The organism is Pseudomonas sp. yb_5 (genome assembly GCF_043103865.1).
In the GTDB taxonomy this organism is placed as follows: Bacteria; Pseudomonadota; Gammaproteobacteria; order Pseudomonadales; family Pseudomonadaceae; genus Aquipseudomonas; species Aquipseudomonas putida_Y.
On the sequence record NZ_JBICKE010000036.1, the window covers coordinates 1 to 19,498 of the forward strand.

The following is a 19,498-nucleotide window of genomic DNA, read 5'->3' on the forward strand; positions in this document are numbered from 1 at the left end:
CAGGGATAGTGGTCGGCAGGTCCGGCCTATTCGCGGGTAAACCCGCTCCTACGAGCATCGCGCTAGCTATTAGGTTTTGAACAATACAGTTACCCCGCCGGGCGCGACGAAACTCGTCGCATTGCCATCATCCTGACACGCGCCCCCATCCCGCAACGCACAGGCGGCCGGCGCACAAAATGAGAACTGATTCACTTTTTGAAAAAAACTTTTGCCAACGATTTTCATCGCTTTCCAGCCCCTTTCGTACCCAGTCTTTAGGGCTTAATCCCCCATCTCCTGCGCCCAAGACACGCTGTCAATATCATCGCGCCATTATTGCGCCGCGTCTCAAAACGGGGAAAAAATCGCCCCCCTCGCCGGAACTTCTTCCACAGCGAGGTGCCCTACTCGGCATTGCTGGCAACACAATATTCATATGCCAGCACTCAAATTCGCTGCAGCCGAAAGGCGATTTTTCAGGTCCACGCCACCGGCGTTTCAGGACGATCATGCAGGCACATGGACGATGCACCAATGACACAGACATTCGATGTCGAAGCACTGATCAAGCTGCGTAGCCAGACGCGGGTGATCTCCGATGCGCTGAAGGCGCAGGCGGCGGATTACCTTGCCACCGTGGCACCGCTGATCCGTCCGCAAACCCTGTTTGGCGAATACCTGCAAGGCGCACAGCGCAGCAGCGGGCGCGAAACCCAGGGCCACTTCCAGGCCCTGGTCGAACTCTACGAACGCATCGGCTCGGCTGCGCCGTTCCAGTTGGTCACCGAGCTGGAAGTACCGCTCAACCTGATCAGCACCACCCCCGCACTGTTCCCGCTGGAATACGACAAAACCCTGGAACACAGCGGCCAGGTCATCCGCATCACCAGCCCGACCCGCTGGGTAGTGGGCTTCCACGCCTTCGACCTGGCGCGGTTTCGCAACGTCATCAAAGACCCCAACCGCAGCAGCGCCGAGCTGTACCGCTTCGTGGTGCACTACCTGGTGCTGTTCTACTGCTTGAGCAAGTCGCCCGGCCTTGGCCGGCTGTTCGAGGGCCTGCGCTACAGCCTCAGCTTCGAACGCCTCAAGGGCTTTGGCGACCTGCCGTTCTGCGTCATCAGCTCGCCGGTGCGCTCGGAACTGCCCGACGACTCGGTCATCCGCAGCAGCACGCAGATTGCCGGCAACACCAGCTTCGAAGAACTGGTGGGCCGCGACAACATTCTGGAAATGAACGACGAAATCCGTCAGCGCCTGCTGCTGACGATCGAAGGACTGTAACGCGCAGCGCCCGGCACCGGGCCGCGCAATGATTCGCAGCGAATTGCTCGCACTGGAGAACACGATGGCGAAGAAGGAAAGCACTCAGCACAAACTCGACCGCGTTCGCGCGCCTCGGGTCCATATCACCTACGACGTGGACATCGGCGATGCCATCGAGAAAAAGGAGCTGCCCTTCGTCGTCGGCGTACTGGGTGACTTCTCCGGCAACCCGCTGGAGCCGCTGCCCAAGCTCAAGGACCGCAAGTTCGTGTACATCGACCGCGACAACTTCAACGGTGTACTCAAGGGCATCAAGCCACGCCTGACCTACCGCGTCGACAACACCCTGGCCAAGAACGGTACCCAGCTGGGCGTGGAGCTGAACTTCAACAGCCTCGAAGACTTCGAGCCACAGAACGTGGTCAAGCAGGTCGAGCCGCTGCGCAAGCTGCTGGAAGTGCGCAACAAGCTGGCCGACCTGCGCAACAAGATGGGCGGCAACGACAAGCTCGAAGAGCTGCTGATGGACGTGCTGCAGAACACCGAAAAGCTCAAGACCTTGGGCAAGGAATTCGGCCGTGAAGCCGAAGTGAAAGACCCGTCCAGCGACGATCGCGCCTGAGCAGGAGCCCGAACATGACCGACAAGCAAACCGCACCGCAACAGGCCGGCGACCTGGTCGAAGTGGAAAACTTCGCACCACAGCCCTCGCTGCTCGACAGCATCATTTCGCAAAGCCGCGTGGCCCGCTCCGACACCGAGCGCAACCGCACCCGCGACCTGATTGGCGAACTGGTGAACCAGGTGCTCGAGGGTGAGATGACCCCGAGCAAGGACCTGATCGCCGTGCTCGATTCGCGTATCGCCGAAATCGACGCGATGCTCTCCGAGCAGATGAACGAGATCATGCACGCCCGCGAGTTCCAGCAGTTGGAAGCCTCCTGGCGCGGCCTGAAATACCAGGTAGACCAGACCGAGACCAGCACCACGCTGAAGATCCACCTGCTCAATGCCTCGAAGAAAGACCTGGTACGCGACCTGAAGGCCGCCAGCGAATTCGACCAGAGCGCGCTGTTCAAGAAGGTCTACGAAGAAGAGTACGGCACCTTCGGTGGCGCGCCTTTCGGCATGTTGATCGGTGACTACGAGTTCAACCGCAACCCCGAAGACATGTACCTGCTCGAAGAAATCTCGCACGTCGCGGCGGCGGCGCACGCGCCGTTCATCTCGGCCGCTTCGTCCGAGCTGTTCGGCTGGGACTCGTTCACCGAGATGTCCGGCCCGCGTGACCTGGCGAAGATCTTCGACACCGTGGAATACGCCAAGTGGAAGTCGTTCCGCGCCTCGGAAGACTCGCGTTACGTCGGCCTCACCCTGCCCCACGTGCTCGGTCGTCTGCCGTATGGCCCGGATACCACCCCGGTGGAAGAATTCAACTTCGTCGAAAGCGTCGATGGCCGCGACCACAACAAATACCTGTGGATGAACGCCGCCTACGCCCTCGGCACCCGCGTCACCGATGCCTTCGCCCGCTACGGCTGGTGCGTGGCCATCCGCGGCGTGGAAGGTGGCGGCCTGGTCGAAGGCCTGCCAACCCATACCTTCAAGACCGACGACGGCGAAATCGCCCTCAAGTGCCCGACCGAAATCGCCATCACCGACCGCCGCGAAAAAGAGCTGTCGGACCTGGGCTTCATCCCCCTGGTGCACTGCAAGGGCACCGACTATGCCGCGTTCTTCGGCACCCAGTCGGCGCAGAAACAGAAGCAGTACAACACCGACATCGCCAACGCCAACGCACGCCTGTCGGCCCAGCTGCAATACATCTTCGCCACTTCGCGCATCGCCCATTACATGAAGGCGATCATGCGCGACAAGATCGGCAGCTTCGCCTCGCGCATGGATGTCGAGCGCTTCCTCAACCAGTGGCTGGCCAGCTACGTGCTGCTCGACGATACCGCCAGCCAGGAAGCCAAGGCCAAGTTCCCGCTGCGCGAAGCCCGCGCCGAGGTGTTCGAAGTGCCCGGCAAGCCAGGCGTGTACAAGGCCGTCACCTATCTGCGCCCGCACTACCAGCTGGATGAACTGACCGCCTCGCTGCGGCTGGTTGCCGAGCTGCCACAGGGCGCGCGCGGCTGACAGGCCGTTGTGTACAGGGATGACACATGAGTAACCAGGCCCGCCTGCTGCCCTCGCTGCTCGACCGACTGCTGGACGACCGTCCCTACCAGTCGGCCGAGCCCGCAGCGCAGCGCACCTGCTCGCTGGCCGAGTACAAGGCCAGCATCGTCCGCGACCTCGAAGTACTGGTGAACACCCGCCAGTCCCTGGTCGCCGAAGAGCTCGACGGCTTCAGCCAGCTCGGTGGTTCCATCCTTGAATACGGCATGCCGGACTTCATCAGCCGCAGCGTGCTCGACCCGCACGATCGTCGCCTGATCCAGCAACAGCTGGAGCGGGCGATCAGCACCGGAGACCGGCGCTTTCGCCGGGTCCGTGTCCAGCTGTTGGCCCAGCAGAACGGCCACCGCATGTTGACCTTCCGCGTGGACGCCGTGTTGCGTCTGCAGGACATCAGCCGCCAGGTGTCATTCGACGCCGTGCTGCAGGTCAACACCCAGGAATACAAAGTGCAGAACCTCAACTGATGCTCGACGAACTGCTGCCCTACTACGAACAGGAACTGTCGCACCTGCGCTTTCTCGGCCAGGAGTTTGCCGCGCAGTACCCGAAGATCGCTTCGCGGTTGCTGATCGAGGGCGACAACTGCGAAGACCCGCACACCGAGCGCCTGATCGAGGCGTTCTCGTTCCTGTCTGCGCGGGTGCACAAGAAGCTCGATGACGAGTTTCCGGAAATCGTCGAATCCTTCCTCGAGGTACTGTACCCCCACTACCTGCGCCCTACTCCGTCGATGTCGATTGTCGAACTGAGCCTGGGCAGGCACGAAAAAGTCACCGAAGCCTACCGCGTGGCGCGCCATACCGAGATGCATGCCAATCCCGTGGAAGGCGTGGTGTGCAAGTTCCGCACCTGCTACCCGGTAGAGCTGTGGCCGATTGCCGTGCAGCAGGCCTCGTTCACAGAAATGGAACGCTCGGCCTTCAACGGGCACAGCGCCGACCTGGTCGCTCGTCTGCGCATCCGCCTGGCAGCCACTGGTGATGCCCTGTTCGGGCAGATGGACATGAACCGTCTGCGGTTCTTCCTCGACGGCGAAGCGACGCTGATGCTGCAGCTGTACGAACTGCTGTTCAACAACCTCGCCAAGGCCACGCTGAGCTTCGATGACCAGGGCCGCAGCCGCGAGGTAGCGCTGCCGGCCGATGCCCTGAAAGCCGTGGGCTACGCCCGCGACGAAGGCCTGGTGGACTACTCCGAACGCTCATTCCTGGGCTACCGCCTGCTGCACGAGTATTTCACCTTCCCCGACAAGTTCATGTTCTTCGACCTCAGTGGATTTGCCCGCATCCTGCAGGGCAAGGCCATCGAGCAGGTAGAGCTCAACTTCTATTTCTCCGACTACGACCTCAGCGAGCGCCTGGCGCGGCTGACCCAGAACATCGGGCGCAACAACTTCAAGCTCAACTGCACGCCGATCATCAACCTGTTCCGCCAGCAGGCCGAGCCGATCAAGCTGACCCACACCCAGCACGAATACCCGGTCACCCCTGATACACGGCTGCACAACGCGGCAGAAGTGGTCTCGATCGACCGGGTACGGCGGGTGCGCAAACTCGGCGGTATCGACCAGGTCGCCACCTGCCAGCCGTTTTTCGAACCCCGGGGCGAGCAAGACCCACACAGCAGCTTCTGGGTCGCGCGTCGGCGAAATCAGGGTGACGCCACTGCCATGAGCATCCGCGTGGTCGACCGCGATCTGGAGCTGATCGATGCCAGCAGCGACACCCTCAGTATCGGCCTTACCTGCAGCAACCGCGACGTGCCGCTGATGCTGCCGTTCGGTGGCGAACGGGGCGATTTCACCATTCCCGCCAACTCGGTGATCAAGGATATCCGCTGCCTGCGCAAGCCCACCGCCACGGTGCGTGTGCCCTTGGGCAAGGGCCTGATCTGGCGGTTGATCGCCCACTTGTCGCTGAACCATCTGTCGCTGGTCAGCCAAGGCCGCGAAGTGCTGCTGGAGCTGTTGTCGCTGTACAACTACCGCAATGTCTCCGCCATTCGCAAACAGATCAACGGCATCAAGGCGATCAGCAGCGAACCGGTGGTCGCGCGCATCGGCCACCCGCGGCCTAATTTCGTGCGCGGCGTCGGCATCACCCTGACCCTGGATGAAAGCCAGTTCATCGGCAGCGGCGTGTTTCTGTTCGGCAAGGTGCTGGATCACTTCTTCGGCCAGTACTGCTCGATGAACAGCTTCACCCAACTGACCCTGCGCACCCAACAACGAGAAAAGAGAGTCGTACAATGGCCAGCACGCACCGGCGATCAGCCCCTGGTCTGATCGATCAGGCCCGAGCCGAGCCGCACCGATTCGAATTCTTCCAATTGGTGCGCCTGCTCCGCCTGCACTACAGCCGCACCGGGCGCATGGACCTGGCAACCCGGCCGCACGAAGACCCGCTGCGTTTCCGTACCCAGCTGTCGCTGGCGTTCCCGGCCAGCGAGGTCAGCGACCTGCACTTCGAGCGCGAAGGCAAGGTGTCGCCAGCAGGCTTACCGCTGTCGGAAGTGCAGGTCACCTTCATGGGCCTGGTCGGGCCGTCAGGCGTGCTGCCGCGCCCTTACACCGAGCTGCTGCTCGAGCGCCACGTGCAGTATCGCGACGATGCCGCCCATGCGTTTCTCGACATCTTCTCGCACCGGATGACCACGCTGTTCTACGAGGCCTGGCAAAAATACAAATTCCACATCGAGCACGAGCGCAATGGCACATCGGGCTTCGATGGCTACCTGCTCAACCTGGTTGGCCTCGGGCCGCGCGCCCAGAAACTGAAGTTCGAAGAGCAACCGTCAGCATTGCGTCGTGAGCTGTTCAGCTATTTTGCCGGCCTGCTCAGCCAGAAGCCGCGCAATGCGTTGAACCTTGAACGCATGCTCGGCTTCTATTTCTCGCTGCCGATCAAGGTCCAGCCGTTCGCCGGGCGCTGGCTGCACCTGCAGCCCGAACAATGCACCCAGCTCGGCCGCCGCAATGCCCAGCTTGGCCAAAGCGCCGTCGCCGGCAACCGGGTCTGGGACTACCAGTCATGCATCCGTATCGAGCTGGGCCCGCTGAACCTGGCCGACTACCAGCGCTTCCAGCCGGGCACCGCCTGCTACCGCAAGCTGGTCGAGCTGGTGCGCTTCTATATAGGTGCCGAACTGGATTTCGAAATTGCCCCGCGCCTCAAGCGCGAGGCGGTGCCACGCGCCCAACTGGGCCGCAGCGGCAATGTCGCCCTGGGCTGGCTGGGTTGGCTCAAACGCCCTGGTCGCGACGCGGAGCCTTCGCGTTGCGCTGTCTTCCACATTCCTTACGATGGGGTCGCCTTGTGAACCTGAAGTCTCTGTTCGCCAAGCTCAACGAAACCAGCCGCACGGCCACCGAAAGCGCGGCGGCCCTGTGCCTGTCGGAGCACCACTACGACGTGGAAGTGGAGCACCTGCTGCTGCAATTGCTCGACAACAACGACAGCGACCTGGCGCCGATCCTGCGCCACTACGACGTCGTCGCCGAACGCCTGCAGGCGCAGTTGGTCACCGCCCTGGGCACCTTCAAGAAAGGTAATACCCGCACCCCGGCGCTGTCGCCGCACATCACCCGCATGATCGAGCAAGCCTGGTTGCTGGCCTCGATCGAGTACGGCGTAGGCCAGGTGCGCAGCGCCCACCTGCTGCAGGCGCTGCTCGACGATGCTGAACTGCGTCGCGTGGTGATCGCTTCGGCGCCAGAGCTGGAAAAAATCAACGCCGATGACCTGCGCCTGAACCTTGCCGCGCTGGTGGAGGGTAGCGCCGAGTCCAGGCAGGCCAGCCCGCTGGCCAGCCCAGCGGCGCCAGTGAGCACGTCGAGCAAGGCCAGCGGCAAGACCCCGGCGCTGGACCAGTACACGGTCAACCTTACCCAAAGCGCCCGCGAAGGCCGCATCGACCCGGTGCTGGGCCGTGAGTTCGAAGTACGGCAGATGGTCGACATCCTCACCCGCCGCCGGCAGAACAACCCGATCCTCACGGGCGAAGCCGGGGTCGGCAAAACCGCCGTGGTCGAAGGCCTGGCGCTGCGCATCGCCCAGGGTGACGTGCCGGCGGTGCTCAAGGACGTTGCCCTGCACACCCTCGACCTGGGCCTGTTGCAGGCCGGCGCCGGGGTCAAGGGCGAGTTCGAGAACCGCCTCAAGGCTGTGATCGAAGAGGTCAAGCGCAGCCTGCACCCGATCATCCTGTTCATCGACGAAGCCCACACCCTGATTGGCTCCGGCGGTCAGGCCGGGCAGAACGATGCCGCCAACCTGCTCAAGCCGGCCCTGGCCCGTGGCGAGTTGCGCACCATCGCTGCCACTACCTGGGCCGAATACAAGAAGTACTTCGAGAAGGACGCCGCCCTCGCCCGCCGCTTCCAGGTGGTCAAAGTGGAAGAGCCCGACGAAGACAAGGCCATTCACATGCTGCGCGGCCTGCTCGACAAGATGCGCGAGCACCACAAGGTGGCGGTGATGGACGAAGCGCTGGTGCAGGCGGTACGCCTGTCCAACCGCTACATCACCGGCCGCCAGCTGCCCGACAAGGCGGTCAGCGTGCTCGACACGGCCTGTGCACGCATTGCCCTGGCGCAATCTTCGCTGCCCGGCGCACTGGAAGACTGCCGCAGACAGATCGACAACCTGCAGGCGGAAATCGGCGTGCTCGGCCACGAAGCCGGCAAGGGGCACGACCATGCCCGCCGCCTGGAAGCGCTGCAGGCTGCCCTGCAGTCCGAGCAGCAGCAGGAACAGCAGCTCAATGCCCAGTGGCAGCAAGAGCTGGAGCTGGTCGAACAGTTCAAGGCACTGGACGCCGCCAACGATGCCGACGCCCAACAGCTCAATACCCTGCGTGCCGAGCTGGCGCGCGTGCAAGGCGAGCAGCCACTGGTCCACGCGCTGGTCGACAGCGGCGCCATCGCCCAGGTCATCAGTGGCTGGACCGGCATCCCGCTGGGCAAGATGCTGCGTGACGAAATCGATACCGTGCAGCGCCTGCCGGCCCTGCTAGGTGAACGCGTGCTGGGCCAGGACCACGCCCTGCATGAGATCGGCAAGCGCATCAAGATTTCCCGAGCGCGCATGGAAGACCCGAACAAGCCGATTGGCGTGTTCCTGCTGCTAGGCCCCAGCGGTGTCGGCAAGACCGAAACCGCCCTGGCCCTGGCCGACACTTTGTACGGCGGCGAGCGCAACCTGATCACCATCAACATGTCCGAGTACCAGGAGGCCCACACCGTGTCGAGCCTCAAGGGTTCGCCACCCGGCTACGTCGGCTACGGCGAAGGCGGCGTGCTGACCGAAGCGGTGCGCCGCAAGCCGTACAGTGTGGTGCTGCTCGACGAGGTGGAAAAAGCCCATCCCGACGTGCTGGAACTGTTCTTCCAGGTGTTCGACAAGGGCGTGCTGGACGATGGCGAAGGCCGCGAGATCAATTTCCGCAACACGGTGATCATCCTCACCTCCAACACCGGCACCGAGCGCATCATGCAGACCTGCCTGAACGCCACCGAGCTGCCGACGCCCGAGGCGATCGTGGAAGACCTGCGCGACCAGCTCAACCATGTGTTCAAGCCGGCCTTCCTCGGTCGCCTGAGCATCGTGCCGTTCTACCCGGTGCAGGACCAGATCCTCGAGCGCATCGTCGCCCTCAAGCTCGAACGCATCGCCAAGCGCTTCGCCCGCAACCACCAGGCCGAGCTCAGCTATGACCAGGCACTGGTCAAGGCCATCGCCGCCCGCTGCACCGAGGTCGACAGCGGCGCACGCAACATCGACAACATCCTGTCCCAGACCCTGATGCCCGAACTCGCCCAGCGCGTGCTCGAGCGCATGGCCCAGGACGCGCCGATCCAGCACCTTGCGATCGAGCTGGGCAGCGATGGCGATTTTGCCTATCGCCTGGCCTGACCAGTACCCGGAGGTTTTGCCGTGATGCAACACAAGCACATCGTCCTCAAACGCCTGACCGCAGCCGCCTTGCTGGTAGCGCTGGCCGGCTGCGGGGTCACCGACCGTATCGGCAAACGCATGGAAGACAGCTGGGCGGCCGACATGCTGGCCGACAGCGAAAAGGTCATCCTGACCTCCGACGGCGGCAACCAGCTCAACCCCGATGCCGAGGGCAACCCGCTGTCGGTGGTGATGCGCGTGTACCAGCTGACCGACCTCGAGCGCTTCGCGGCTACCGATGCCGAGACCCTGTGGGACGCCCCGCAGAAAGCCTTGGGCAGCACCCTGGTGGAGACCCGCGAGATTACCCTGTTGCCTGGCATCGGCCAGATCGACCAGTGGCCGCTGGCCAAGAGCGCGCGCTACGTCGGCGTGGCGGCGTTCTTCCGCGATGAGCAGGACGCGCGCTGGAAAGTCGCCTTCGACGCCAATTCGCTGCGCAAGGACGGTATCTGGTTCTCCTCCGACGGCCTGCGGGTGCTGGTGGACAACACCGAAATCAGCGCCATGCGGGGCGTGGACGTACTGAACAAACCGCCGACCGCCGACCAGCTTGCCGCTGCGCAGAAGGCCAAGGATGCCGAGGCGACCCTTAGCGACAAGGTGCAGGACGCGGTCGTCGACAAAGCCACCGACGCCGCCAGCCAGTCGGCCAGCAACGCCATGGATTCAACCTTCAATTCTTTAGTGGATAGCGTCAAATGAGCAAGCAGAGCCGGGTGATGTGGTCGGAAGGCATGTTTCTGCTGCCCCAACACTTCCAGTATCAGGACGAATTCCATCAGCACCAGTTGGCTGAGGCGACCCTGCGCAGCACTCCTTTCCATTGGGGAGTTCAGGCGCTGCAGGTGGACGAGGACGCCCTGGCCACTGGTTCACTGCAGCTCAAGCGCCTGAAGCTGGTGTTCCCCGATGGCAGCCTCTACGACGCGCCGCAGCACGATCCGCTGCCGGCCGCGCGCGACCTCAAGGATCTGCTCAAGGCCAACGACCTGAAGGTCTATGCTGCGCTCAAGCTGCCCGAGCCATTCGGCCGCAACTACGTCGAGGATGGCCACGAACACAAGGCCGCACGGCGTTTCCGCAAGCAGTTCGACACCCTGCCCGACCTTAATGAAGGCGAGCTGGAGAACGAAATCACCAGCTTGCGCCTGAACGTCGTACTGCTGGTCGACGGTGACAGCCTCGACGGTTACAGCCACTGCCCCCTGGCGAAGCTGACACGCAACAGCATGGGCGGTTTCAACCTTGACCCGCATTTCGTCCACCCCACCCTGCACCTGGGCAGCCACGAGACCATTGCCGGCATCGGCAAGCGCCTGCTCGGCGCCCTGCAGGCCAAGAGCAAGGCGCTTTCCGGCCGGCGCCGCGAGCGCGCCGACCAGATCGCCGAGTTCGGCTCCAGCGATGTCACCCTGTTCTGGCTGCTGAACACGGTCAACCGTGCCCACCCGCAGCTGGCTCATCTACTGGCCCACCCGCGCCTGCACCCGGAGCGCCTGTACCTGTTCCTGGCCGACCTGGCCGGCGGCCTGCTGACCTTCACCCTGGACACCCAGCTCAGCGACATCCCCGAGTACGACCACCACGACCCGGCCGCGTCGCTGGTCAAGCTCGACGAAATGATCCGGGTGATGCTCGACAACGTCGTGCCCAACCAGTGCATTGTCATCAACCTGACCCAGACCAAGCCATCGCACTGGCAAGGCCAACTGCACGACCCGCGGCTGGCCGAAGCCGACTTCTATATCGCCGTGCACGCCGACATGCCCGGCGCCAGCCTGCTGGAGCTGGTGCCCCGCGCGTTCAAGGTCGGTTCGCCGGAAGACATTGAAGTGGTGGTCAACAGCGCCATGCCGGGTGTCACCCTCAATCATGCCGCGCGGCTGCCAAACGCGATTCCGGTGCGCCTGGACAACCAGTACTTCGCCATCGAGCCACACGGCACTGTGTATGAGCGAATGATCAGCGCCCAGGCCATCTGCTTCTATGCGCCCAGCGCCTTTACCAACCTCAAGCTTGAACTGATGGCGGTGCTCAAATGACCGAAGCCGTACTGCAACAGGGCGCCGTCCCGGCTGCCAGCGACAAACCGACGCTCAAGGACCTGGTCCAGGACTTCATCAGCATGGCGTTGATCGTACGTCGCGGCCGCCAGGTCACCTCGGTGCAGGCCTTCGAAGGTAGCGTCGAACGCTTCTTCGCCAACCTGGAACGTGATGCCCGTGCCGCCAACTACAGCGTCGAGCAGGTCAAGGACAGCCAATACGCGTTGTGCGCCTTCCTCGACGAAAGCGTACTGCGCTCGGACGACAACGCGCTGCGTCGGCACTTCGAGCTGCAGCCGTTGCAGTTCCGCTATTTCGGCGTGCACCTGGCCGGCGAAGGCTTCTTCGAGAAGGTCGAGGCGCTGCGCGCCGACGTCAAGCAGAACATCGACGTACTCGAGGTTTACCACCTGTGCCTGGCACTGGGCTTCGAGGGCAAGTTCAGCCTCGGCCAGAAAGACCAACTGCGTTACCTGGCCAATACCCTGGGCCAGGATATTGCCCGCTACCGCAAGGCGCCCAAAGCCCTGTCACCGGACTGGGCACTGCCCGACCCGGTGTCGCAGATGCTGCGCCATGAAGTACCGCTGTGGGTGTATCTGGCGCTGATCGCGTTGGTCTGCGTCGCCGTGTACCTGACGCTGGACTGGTTGCTGGACAAGGACGTCGCCGCCCTGTCCGAACAAATCCGCCAGCTGTTCAGTGCCTGAGCACATACCAGGTAGCCGAGTCAGGAAGACATGAAAACATTACTGCGTCTGTTGAAAAGTTTCTGGGTGCTGCTGCCACTGCTGTGGCTGGCTAGCCTGTTGATTTGCTGGCTGGCCGCGCCGCTGGTGCCTTGGCTGCGTCATCACGTGCCTGAAGCGCTGGCAATCATCAGTGCCTGCTTCCTGCTGGTAATCGTGCTGCGCCAATACCAGCGCATTCGCGCCGAACACAACCTGGAGAACCTGCTGCAGATCGAGGTCGACCGCTCGTGGAATGCCACTGGCGAGTTCCGTGACCAGCAGGTGCTGCGTGAGCGCCTGAAGCACGCCATCGCCATGCTGCGCACCGACCGCTCCGCGGGTGGCGGCGGCAAGGCGGCGCTGTCCGACCTGCCCTGGTACCTGGTGGTCGGCATGTCGGCGGCCGGCAAGACCTCGCTGCTGACCCATTCCGGTCTGTCGGCCAGTATCGCTACGGCCAACGACAGTGAAAGCGGTACCCAGCACTGCGACTGGTACTTCAGCCCCGACGCCGTGATGATCGACACCGCCGGGCGCTACCTGCGCGACGACCAGTCGGCCAGCGAGTTCTCGGCCTTTCTGCGCATGCTGCGTAAGCAACGCGGCAAAGCGGCGATCAATGGCCTGGTCCTGGTGGTCAGCCTGCCCGAGCTGCTGGCGGCTAACAGCGATGAGCGCAATGCCCTCGCGGCCCAGCTGGTGGCCCGGGTGGAAGAATACGCCGAATGTCTCGATGCCAACCCGCCGGTTTACCTGATGCTGAGCAAGACCGACCAGTTGCCGGGCTTCAGCCAGGCTTTCGACGGCCTCGACCTGCACGATCGCCAGCAGCCGCTGGGCATGACCTTTGGCCTTTCGGAAATCCGCACCAACGGCCTGCACGCGGTGCTGCAGACGCGCCTGAAGAAGCTGCAAGCTCATATTCGCCAGCACGTCGACGCGCAGATGATCGCCCTCGGTGCCGAAGCCGACAGCACCCTGCTGAATTTCCCACAGTACTTCGCGGCCCTCAGCGGTGTGCTCGAGCAATTCCTCGAACACTTCACCCGCGGCCATCGCGGCGGTGCCCCGCTGCTGCTGCGTGGCCTGTACTTCACCAGTGCACTGCAGAACGGGCAGCAACTGGGGCAGGTCTATGAAGACGTCATCGCCGACGAATTCGCCCTGCAGGCCGCCTACGATGAGCAGGCCGGGCACGTCGACAAGCCCCTGGGCAACCGCAGCTACTTCATCACCGACACCTTCCGCCAGGTGATCTTCCCCGACCGCGACCTGATCCTTTACCAGTCGCGCCTGGGCCGCCAGGCTGCGTTCAGCCCGCTGCTACTGGGCCTGGCCGCCGCCACCGGGTTGCTGTTCATCGGTTGGCAAGCGCTGTCGTTCGCCAATAACCGCCAGTGGCTGGACAACCTGCGCGGGCAGCTGGCGCACATCGAGCAGGCAGCAGACCGCGAGCAGCAGCTGGCCGCAGGCAAGGGCCTGGAAGTGCTGCGTGAACAGATGGCCAACGTCGAAGCCCATCGCCTGCAGGGAGTGCCCTTGCAGCTGGGTGGTGGCCTGTACCAGGGTGAGGCGATTCACCAGGTGACCCGCAGCGCCTACCTGGCGCAGTTGCGCAGCCAGGCGCTGGAACCGATCGCACGCAACCTGCAAGTGCAGATGCGGGCGTTCAACACCTTCGCCAACGGTATCAACCAGGAGCTGGAATTCACCCCGGCCCCGCTGCCGAAGAAACGCAATGGCAAGCCGCTGGCCCCTGCCGTTGCAGCCAGGGCAAAGGCCGCGCTGGGCAACACCCGTGCTGGCGCCTATGCCGCCAAGGTCAACCTCGCCACTGCCAGCGATGGCGCCGAGCTGTCCGCCGCCACCGGTGGGCTGTCACTGTCCGAAGAAATGCTCGGGCGCCTCGACGAGCAGCAGGTGGCGTCGATCATCGAGGCCTACAACACCCTCAAGCTGTACCTGTTGCTGACCGAGCCCCAGGGCCATCCAGACCCGGCCTTCGTCGCTGCCAGCCTGCCCCAGGCCTGGGCCAGCGCCGCCGCCGAAGGCACCGCGGCCGACGAAGGCGTGATCGCGGAAAATGCCCCGCTGTACGTGCAGTTGCTGGAACAGGGCCAGGCGCCGTCGTTGCCGCGCAACGAACAGCTGATCAACGAAACCCGGCAGAACCTCAAGTCGTTCATGATTTCCAGCTCGCTGGTCGATCGCGAGTACCTGCGCCTGCAGCTCGAGTCGAGCCGACAGTTCCCGGCACTGAACCTCAACGACCTGGTCCCGCAACCGGGCCGCGCGCTGCTGTATGGAACCGCTGGCGTGCCGGCGATCTACACCCGCCAGGGCTGGGACACCTTCGTCAAGCCCGAGCTGATCAAGCTGGTGTCGGGCAACCTGCGCAACGAATCGGACTGGGTGCTGGACGGCGAAGGTGGCGATGCCATCGTGCAGAAGGCCAACTTCGTGCGCGAGTTCATGACCCGCTACAAGCGCGACTACACCCAGGCCTGGTACAAGATGGTCAGCAGCGTTGGCGTGCGCCACTTCGCCGACCTAGCCTCGGCGACCCGGCAATTGGGGCTGCTGAGCGACGTGCAGAACTCACCCGTGAAGAACCTGTTGCAGGCGGTCAACGACAATACCCGGTGGGACCTGCCGGTCAAGCAAGCCATCCCGGCCCCCGGCAACACCCGCGATGATGGTTTCTGGAGCAAGGTCACCGGTCTGTTCGACGCCAACGACACCCTGCCCGCCAACGTCGCCCCGGTCCTGCCGGCGGTGGACGACGGTAGCCTGGCCAAGCGCTTCGAGCCGGTGGCGCGGGTGTTCGCCGAAAACAACGCCGAAGGCGCCGACAGCACCATCATGGACCGCTACCTGGCCGCCTTGCGCAAGCTCAAGGTACGCATGAACAACATCCAGCGCTCGCAGGATGTGGGCAAGAGCAGCAAACAGTTGATCAGCGAGACCCTGGAAGGCCAGCCGAGCGAAATCACTACCGTGCGCAACTACGTGGAAAGCAGCGTCGACACCAGCCAGGATGGCCTGTCGCGCTCGCTGCAGGGGCTGTTCAGCCTGCCCATCCAGTATGCCTGGGCGACCCTGCGCGATCCGGCCGGCCAGCAGATCGCCAAGGCCTGGGCGCAGCAGATCGCCAAGCCCTGGGAGCAGGTGATGGCACACCGTTACCCGATTGCCGGCAGCAGCCGCAACGAGGCTTCGGTGAAAGACCTGCAACGCTTCGTGGATCCCGACAGCGGGCTGCTGCCGGCCTTCAAGCGCAACGAAATCGGCAACCTGGCCGGTGGCGAAGGTCTGGGTGTGGGCGATGGCAAGGGGCCGGCGCTGGTCAACCCTGGCATGCTCAACAGCATCGACAAGGCCAGCTCCGTGGGCCAGGTAATCGCCAGCCTGTCGGACCGTGACAACGGCTTCGAAATCATGCTGGAGCCTTCAGCCAACTTCACCGACATCGTCTTCACCCTCGATGGCCAGGAGCAGCACTACCGCAACGGCCGCAGCAGCTGGAACCGCTTCGCCTGGCCGGGCAACAGCAACGCTCCGGGCGCGCGCCTGGACGTCGTCACCCTGAGCGGCACACGGGTCACCGTGTTCGACTTCCCTGGGCGGTGGGGCCTGCTGCGCATGAACGAGAGCGCTCGGGTCGACGACCTTGACGGCATTCAGCAACGCTTCAGCTGGAACACCGCCAGCGGCCGCGTAAGCCTTGTCGTGCGCAATTTCGGTGGGGTCAAGCTGACCGATCTGGGTGACGTCAAGGCCCTGAGCGCCCTCAACAGCAGGGGCGCGCAATGATCGGTTGCTTCGGCAAGCTGCCGTGGAGCGCAGATTTCGTCAGCCTGCATGGGGCGGCGGAAGAAGTCTGCGAGTTCGACGCCTGGTTGCAGTCATCGCTGGCAGCCATGCGCTACCGCGATGACTGGCAGGCGTTGTTCGACGCGCTGCCGATGTGTTTTTTCACCTACCGCGCACGCAACGGCAACTGGCTACTGGGTGGCCTGCTCAGCTCACGCGATGCCAGCCAGCGGCGCTACCCGTTCTTCATCTTCCAGTTGCTCAAGGGCGATGACAATACTGGGCTGGTCAACCCGTTCACGCTTGGCGAGCTGTTCAGCGCGCAGATCAAGCCGATGCTGCACCAGGCCGTGCAAGGCGCCGACTGCCCCCGCCTGTTCGAACGGATCAAGGCCTTGCGCCCGCTGCAGCGCCAGGACCTGGACCTGTTCCGCCGGGTGCACGCCAAGTTCCTGCATGATTTCAGCTTCGCGGATGTGGCCCGTGCCCTTCATGGGTCCTGGCCTGGTTTCGACAGTGCCACTGCCCTCGCCCACCTGCAGCTCGGCCGTGCCTCGCTGCAGGGCGACTTTGCAGGCGGCATCGAATTGCCGTTGCCGGCCGAACGTGGCCTTAAAAACCCCACTGCCGACCTGTGGCTGACCTGGTTGGCCCGCATGAGCGAACACCGAGAGCTGCCGGCAGTGAGCCTGTTGGCCGACGACTTCATGCACCCGCAGCTGTATTGCTTCCCGGCGCGCCACGCCAGTTGTGCCTACCGCCTGCTCAGTGGCTGTGCCGACCCGCGCCAGCACCTGGAGTTGCTCAGCCCGCTGACAACGGTGCCACGGCTGCACGATTACGACCGCCCCCTTGAACATGTCATCGACCAGTTCGTCGATGCACTGGATGCGACGCCTGTATGAACAAGCTCAAGTACTACTGCCTGCGCTACCAACCCTACCTGCTGGGCGTGGCGTTCTTCCTGGCGATCTTCCTGGTCTGGGCCATCGGCCGAGCCTTCGGCTTCGCCTCGCTGCACAGCCTGCTGGCCGGGATCGGCGTGTTTCTGCTGCTGTCGGCGGGCTATGTACTGCTGCTGTACCGCGGAGTGGGTCAGCACCACAACCTTGAAGGCCTGCTGCGCGACGACGCCGACCAGGCCGTACTCAGTGCAGCCCCGGCCGACCGGGAAGAAGTCAGCCTGTTGCGCGAGCGCCTGCTGCAGAGCATCGAGCGCCTGCACAGCAACAAGCCGCGCGGTACCTCGACCAAGGATGCGTTGTATGCCCTGCCCTGGTACCTGGTCATTGGCCAGCCTGCCGCCGGCAAGAGCACGATGATCCTGCAGTCGGGCCTGAACTTCCCCTATGCCGAGCGCGAAGGCGTGCGGGTCGCGGGCCTGGGCGGCACGCGCAACTGCGACTGGTTCTTCAGCTCTGAAGCGGTACTGCTGGACACTGCCGGGCGTTACATGAACAGCCCCGAGGAAGCCGGCAAGTGGCGCGGCTTTTTGCAACTGCTGCGCCAGCACCGCCAGCGCCGTCCCCTTAACGGCTTGATCGTCAGCGTCAGCATCGCCGATATCCTGCATGGCTCGGTCGAAGACCAGGAGCGCGTGGCCAAGCGCCTGCGCGAACGCATTCAGGAAAGCTGCGCGCTGCTGGAAGTGCGCCTGCCAATCTACCTGGTGTTCACCAAGTGCGACCTGATCCCTGGTTTCACCGCGTTCTATCGCCAACTGGACGACGCGGCTCGTGGTGAAGTGATGGGTAAAACCTTCTCTCACAAGGGTTACGAGCAAGCCGACTGGGGCCAGCGCTTCAGCATTGCGATGGACGAGCTGACCCGTTACTGGGGGCAGATGGCGAGCCAGCAGCTGGTGCAGCAGGACATACAAGTCACCCGGCGGAACGACGCTGCCTACCGCTTCCCGCTGGAGCTGGCCGCGCTCAAGCCGCGCCTGCATCAGTTCGTCGACAGCCTGCTGCGTGCCAACCCTTACCAGAATGCCGAAATGCTGCGCGGTTTCTATTTCACCGCGGCGCTGCAGGCCGACGAGGCTCAGTGGGGCTGCCACGGCCAGCATGTGGCCGAACGCTTCGCGCTCGAACACGCAGAAGGAACGGGCACTGCCGGCAGCCAGCCGGCGCCGCTGTTCATCAACAGCCTGTTCCGCAAAGTGATCATTCCCGACCAGCATTTGGTGGCGCTGTACACCAGCAACCACCGTGAACGCCGGCGCAAGGCCGGGTGGGTGGGCGCTGCCGGCCTGGCGGCACTGGTGCTGTGCAGCCTGTGGGGCTGGTCGTACCTGAACAACCGCGCCACCCTGGCCAGCATTGCCGACGAACTGGCCCAGGCCAAGGCCGACGACCAGGCGGCCAGCGGCCAGTACACCGCCTGGCGAAGCCTCGACCGCTTGCGCTTCTGGGCTGCTCACTACCATGAGCAGCACCACGCTAAGGGTGTGCCCCTCGGCATGCGCCTGGGCCTGTACCAGGGCCATGAGGTCGAGCCGCTGCTGCGCGACCGCTACTTCGCCACGTTGCAGAATGTGATGCTAAAGCCCACGGCCGATAATCTGACCCGCACCCTGTACCTGCTGACCACGCTCAAGGTCTACCAGCGCAACACCCGTGAGCTGCAGCCAGTGAGCGGCATTGACAGCGTAGAGGCCGAGGCCCTGCCCCATGACAACCGCGCCCAGTCGATCGCCAATTTCGGAAAGGCGGCCCTGGACACTTATGTGATGCTTTCTCCGGGCCAGCGCGAGCATGCCGACCCGGCGTTTCTCAAGGCGCACCTGCCGGACTACTGGTACCCGGCCATCGCCCGCCATACCGGCAACAGCATGGCCGCCGCTGGCAGCGAGGCCGGTGGCAACCAGGACTACCTGTACGCCAGCCGCCAGATCACGTTCTACAGCGACCAGATTCGTGAACCAGATGTACCGCGCATTCTCGACAACGCCTTCCTGATGTCCAGTTCGCGCAACTACATCGATAGCCTGCGAGCCCAGTCACTGCGCGCGATCGAGACCATCACGCTGGAATCCGACACCCTGTTCGCCTTCGGCCGCGCCGACTTCCAGAGCCTGAAAAACGAAGGCCAGAACCAGCTGAGCGCAATTGCCAGCAAGCTGCTGAACACGCCAAATATCGGCAAGATCATCATCTCGGGGCACGCCGACCAACTGGGTGACAGGCGGAGCAATCTGCAGGTTTCGAAACAACGCGCACAAACCATCCGCACCTATCTGGTTGGCAAAGGCGTACCTGCCGAGCTGGTGGTCGCGCAGGGCGAAGGCAGCCGCAAGCCATTGGTCAACTGCGACATGCAACAACCGCGAACGCAGTTGATCAAGTGCCTGGAGCCCAACCGCCGGGTGGAAATCGAAGTGCGTGGGCTTAACTGAGCCACGCCGCAATAACCGGTCGCCGGGGCCTCACAGGATGAGGCCCGGGCGGCGGCAAGCTACCTCTGCCGGCGCGCCCGGCGAGGTCAAAACCAAGGGGCGCATGAGCAACCCTTTACATGT

The 19,498-nt window shown here is 63.7% G+C and carries 13 protein-coding genes; all 13 read left to right on the forward strand.

Features of this window, described 5'->3' with window-relative positions; all coding sequences use genetic code 11:
* Positions 1-516 precede the first annotated feature (516 nt).
* The 13 genes from ACF8GF_RS04645 to tssM all read left to right on the forward strand — a co-directional run bounded on the left by ACF8GF_RS04645 (position 517) and on the right by tssM (position 19,375).
* Entirely contained in the window at positions 517-1,266 is a 750-nt protein-coding gene (locus tag ACF8GF_RS04645) for a hypothetical protein (protein WP_339443094.1), read from the forward strand.
* A gap of 64 nt (positions 1,267-1,330) precedes the next feature.
* Positions 1,331-1,870, forward strand: a complete 540-nt coding sequence (gene tssB / locus ACF8GF_RS04650) for a type VI secretion system contractile sheath small subunit (RefSeq protein ID WP_003248358.1) — start codon at positions 1,331-1,333, stop codon at positions 1,868-1,870.
* 14 nt (positions 1,871-1,884) lie between these two features.
* Positions 1,885-3,387, forward strand: coding sequence for a type VI secretion system contractile sheath large subunit (gene tssC / locus ACF8GF_RS04655; RefSeq protein ID WP_003248356.1), 1,503 nt, complete (start codon positions 1,885-1,887; stop codon positions 3,385-3,387).
* A gap of 26 nt (positions 3,388-3,413) precedes the next feature.
* Positions 3,414-3,896 carry a type VI secretion system baseplate subunit TssE gene (tssE, locus tag ACF8GF_RS04660; RefSeq protein WP_003248355.1) on the forward strand — a complete coding sequence of 161 codons (483 nt, stop codon included), beginning with the start codon at positions 3,414-3,416 and terminating at the stop codon, positions 3,894-3,896.
* The gene (gene tssF / locus ACF8GF_RS04665) at positions 3,896-5,716 is read left to right on the forward strand and encodes a type VI secretion system baseplate subunit TssF (protein ID WP_339443095.1); all 1,821 of its coding nucleotides are present in this window, start codon (positions 3,896-3,898) and stop codon (positions 5,714-5,716) included. The genes tssE and tssF overlap by 1 nt, the downstream gene beginning before the upstream one ends.
* Positions 5,680-6,750: a type VI secretion system baseplate subunit TssG gene (tssG, locus tag ACF8GF_RS04670; RefSeq protein WP_339443096.1), complete on the forward strand. Its 1,071-nt coding sequence runs from the start codon at positions 5,680-5,682 to the stop codon at positions 6,748-6,750. The genes tssF and tssG overlap by 37 nt, the downstream gene beginning before the upstream one ends.
* Positions 6,747-9,344: a type VI secretion system ATPase TssH gene (tssH, locus tag ACF8GF_RS04675; RefSeq protein ID WP_392487702.1), complete on the forward strand. Its 2,598-nt coding sequence runs from the start codon at positions 6,747-6,749 to the stop codon at positions 9,342-9,344. The genes tssG and tssH overlap by 4 nt, the downstream gene beginning before the upstream one ends.
* 24 nt (positions 9,345-9,368) lie before the next feature.
* A complete protein-coding gene (tssJ, locus tag ACF8GF_RS04680; protein WP_176684541.1) occupies positions 9,369-10,091 on the forward strand; it encodes a type VI secretion system lipoprotein TssJ in 723 nt (240 codons plus the stop codon).
* Positions 10,088-11,431 (forward strand): type VI secretion system baseplate subunit TssK, encoded by a 1,344-nt coding sequence (gene tssK, locus ACF8GF_RS04685; RefSeq protein ID WP_176684542.1) that lies wholly within the window; start codon positions 10,088-10,090, stop codon positions 11,429-11,431. The genes tssJ and tssK overlap by 4 nt, the downstream gene beginning before the upstream one ends.
* A complete protein-coding gene (gene icmH, locus ACF8GF_RS04690) occupies positions 11,428-12,144 on the forward strand; it encodes a type IVB secretion system protein IcmH/DotU (RefSeq protein WP_176684543.1) in 717 nt (238 codons plus the stop codon). The genes tssK and icmH overlap by 4 nt, the downstream gene beginning before the upstream one ends.
* 30 nt (positions 12,145-12,174) lie before the next feature.
* Positions 12,175-15,978, forward strand: coding sequence for a type VI secretion protein IcmF/TssM N-terminal domain-containing protein (locus ACF8GF_RS04695; protein ID WP_392487703.1), 3,804 nt, complete (start codon positions 12,175-12,177; stop codon positions 15,976-15,978).
* Positions 15,975-16,883, forward strand: coding sequence for a type VI secretion system-associated protein TagF (gene tagF / locus ACF8GF_RS04700; RefSeq protein ID WP_392487704.1), 909 nt, complete (start codon positions 15,975-15,977; stop codon positions 16,881-16,883). Before ACF8GF_RS04695 ends, tagF begins: the two co-directional genes overlap by 4 nt.
* Positions 16,880-19,375 carry a type VI secretion system membrane subunit TssM gene (tssM, locus tag ACF8GF_RS04705; protein ID WP_392487705.1) on the forward strand — a complete coding sequence of 832 codons (2,496 nt, stop codon included), beginning with the start codon at positions 16,880-16,882 and terminating at the stop codon, positions 19,373-19,375. Before tagF ends, tssM begins: the two co-directional genes overlap by 4 nt.
* Positions 19,376-19,498: the final 123 nt, after the last annotated feature.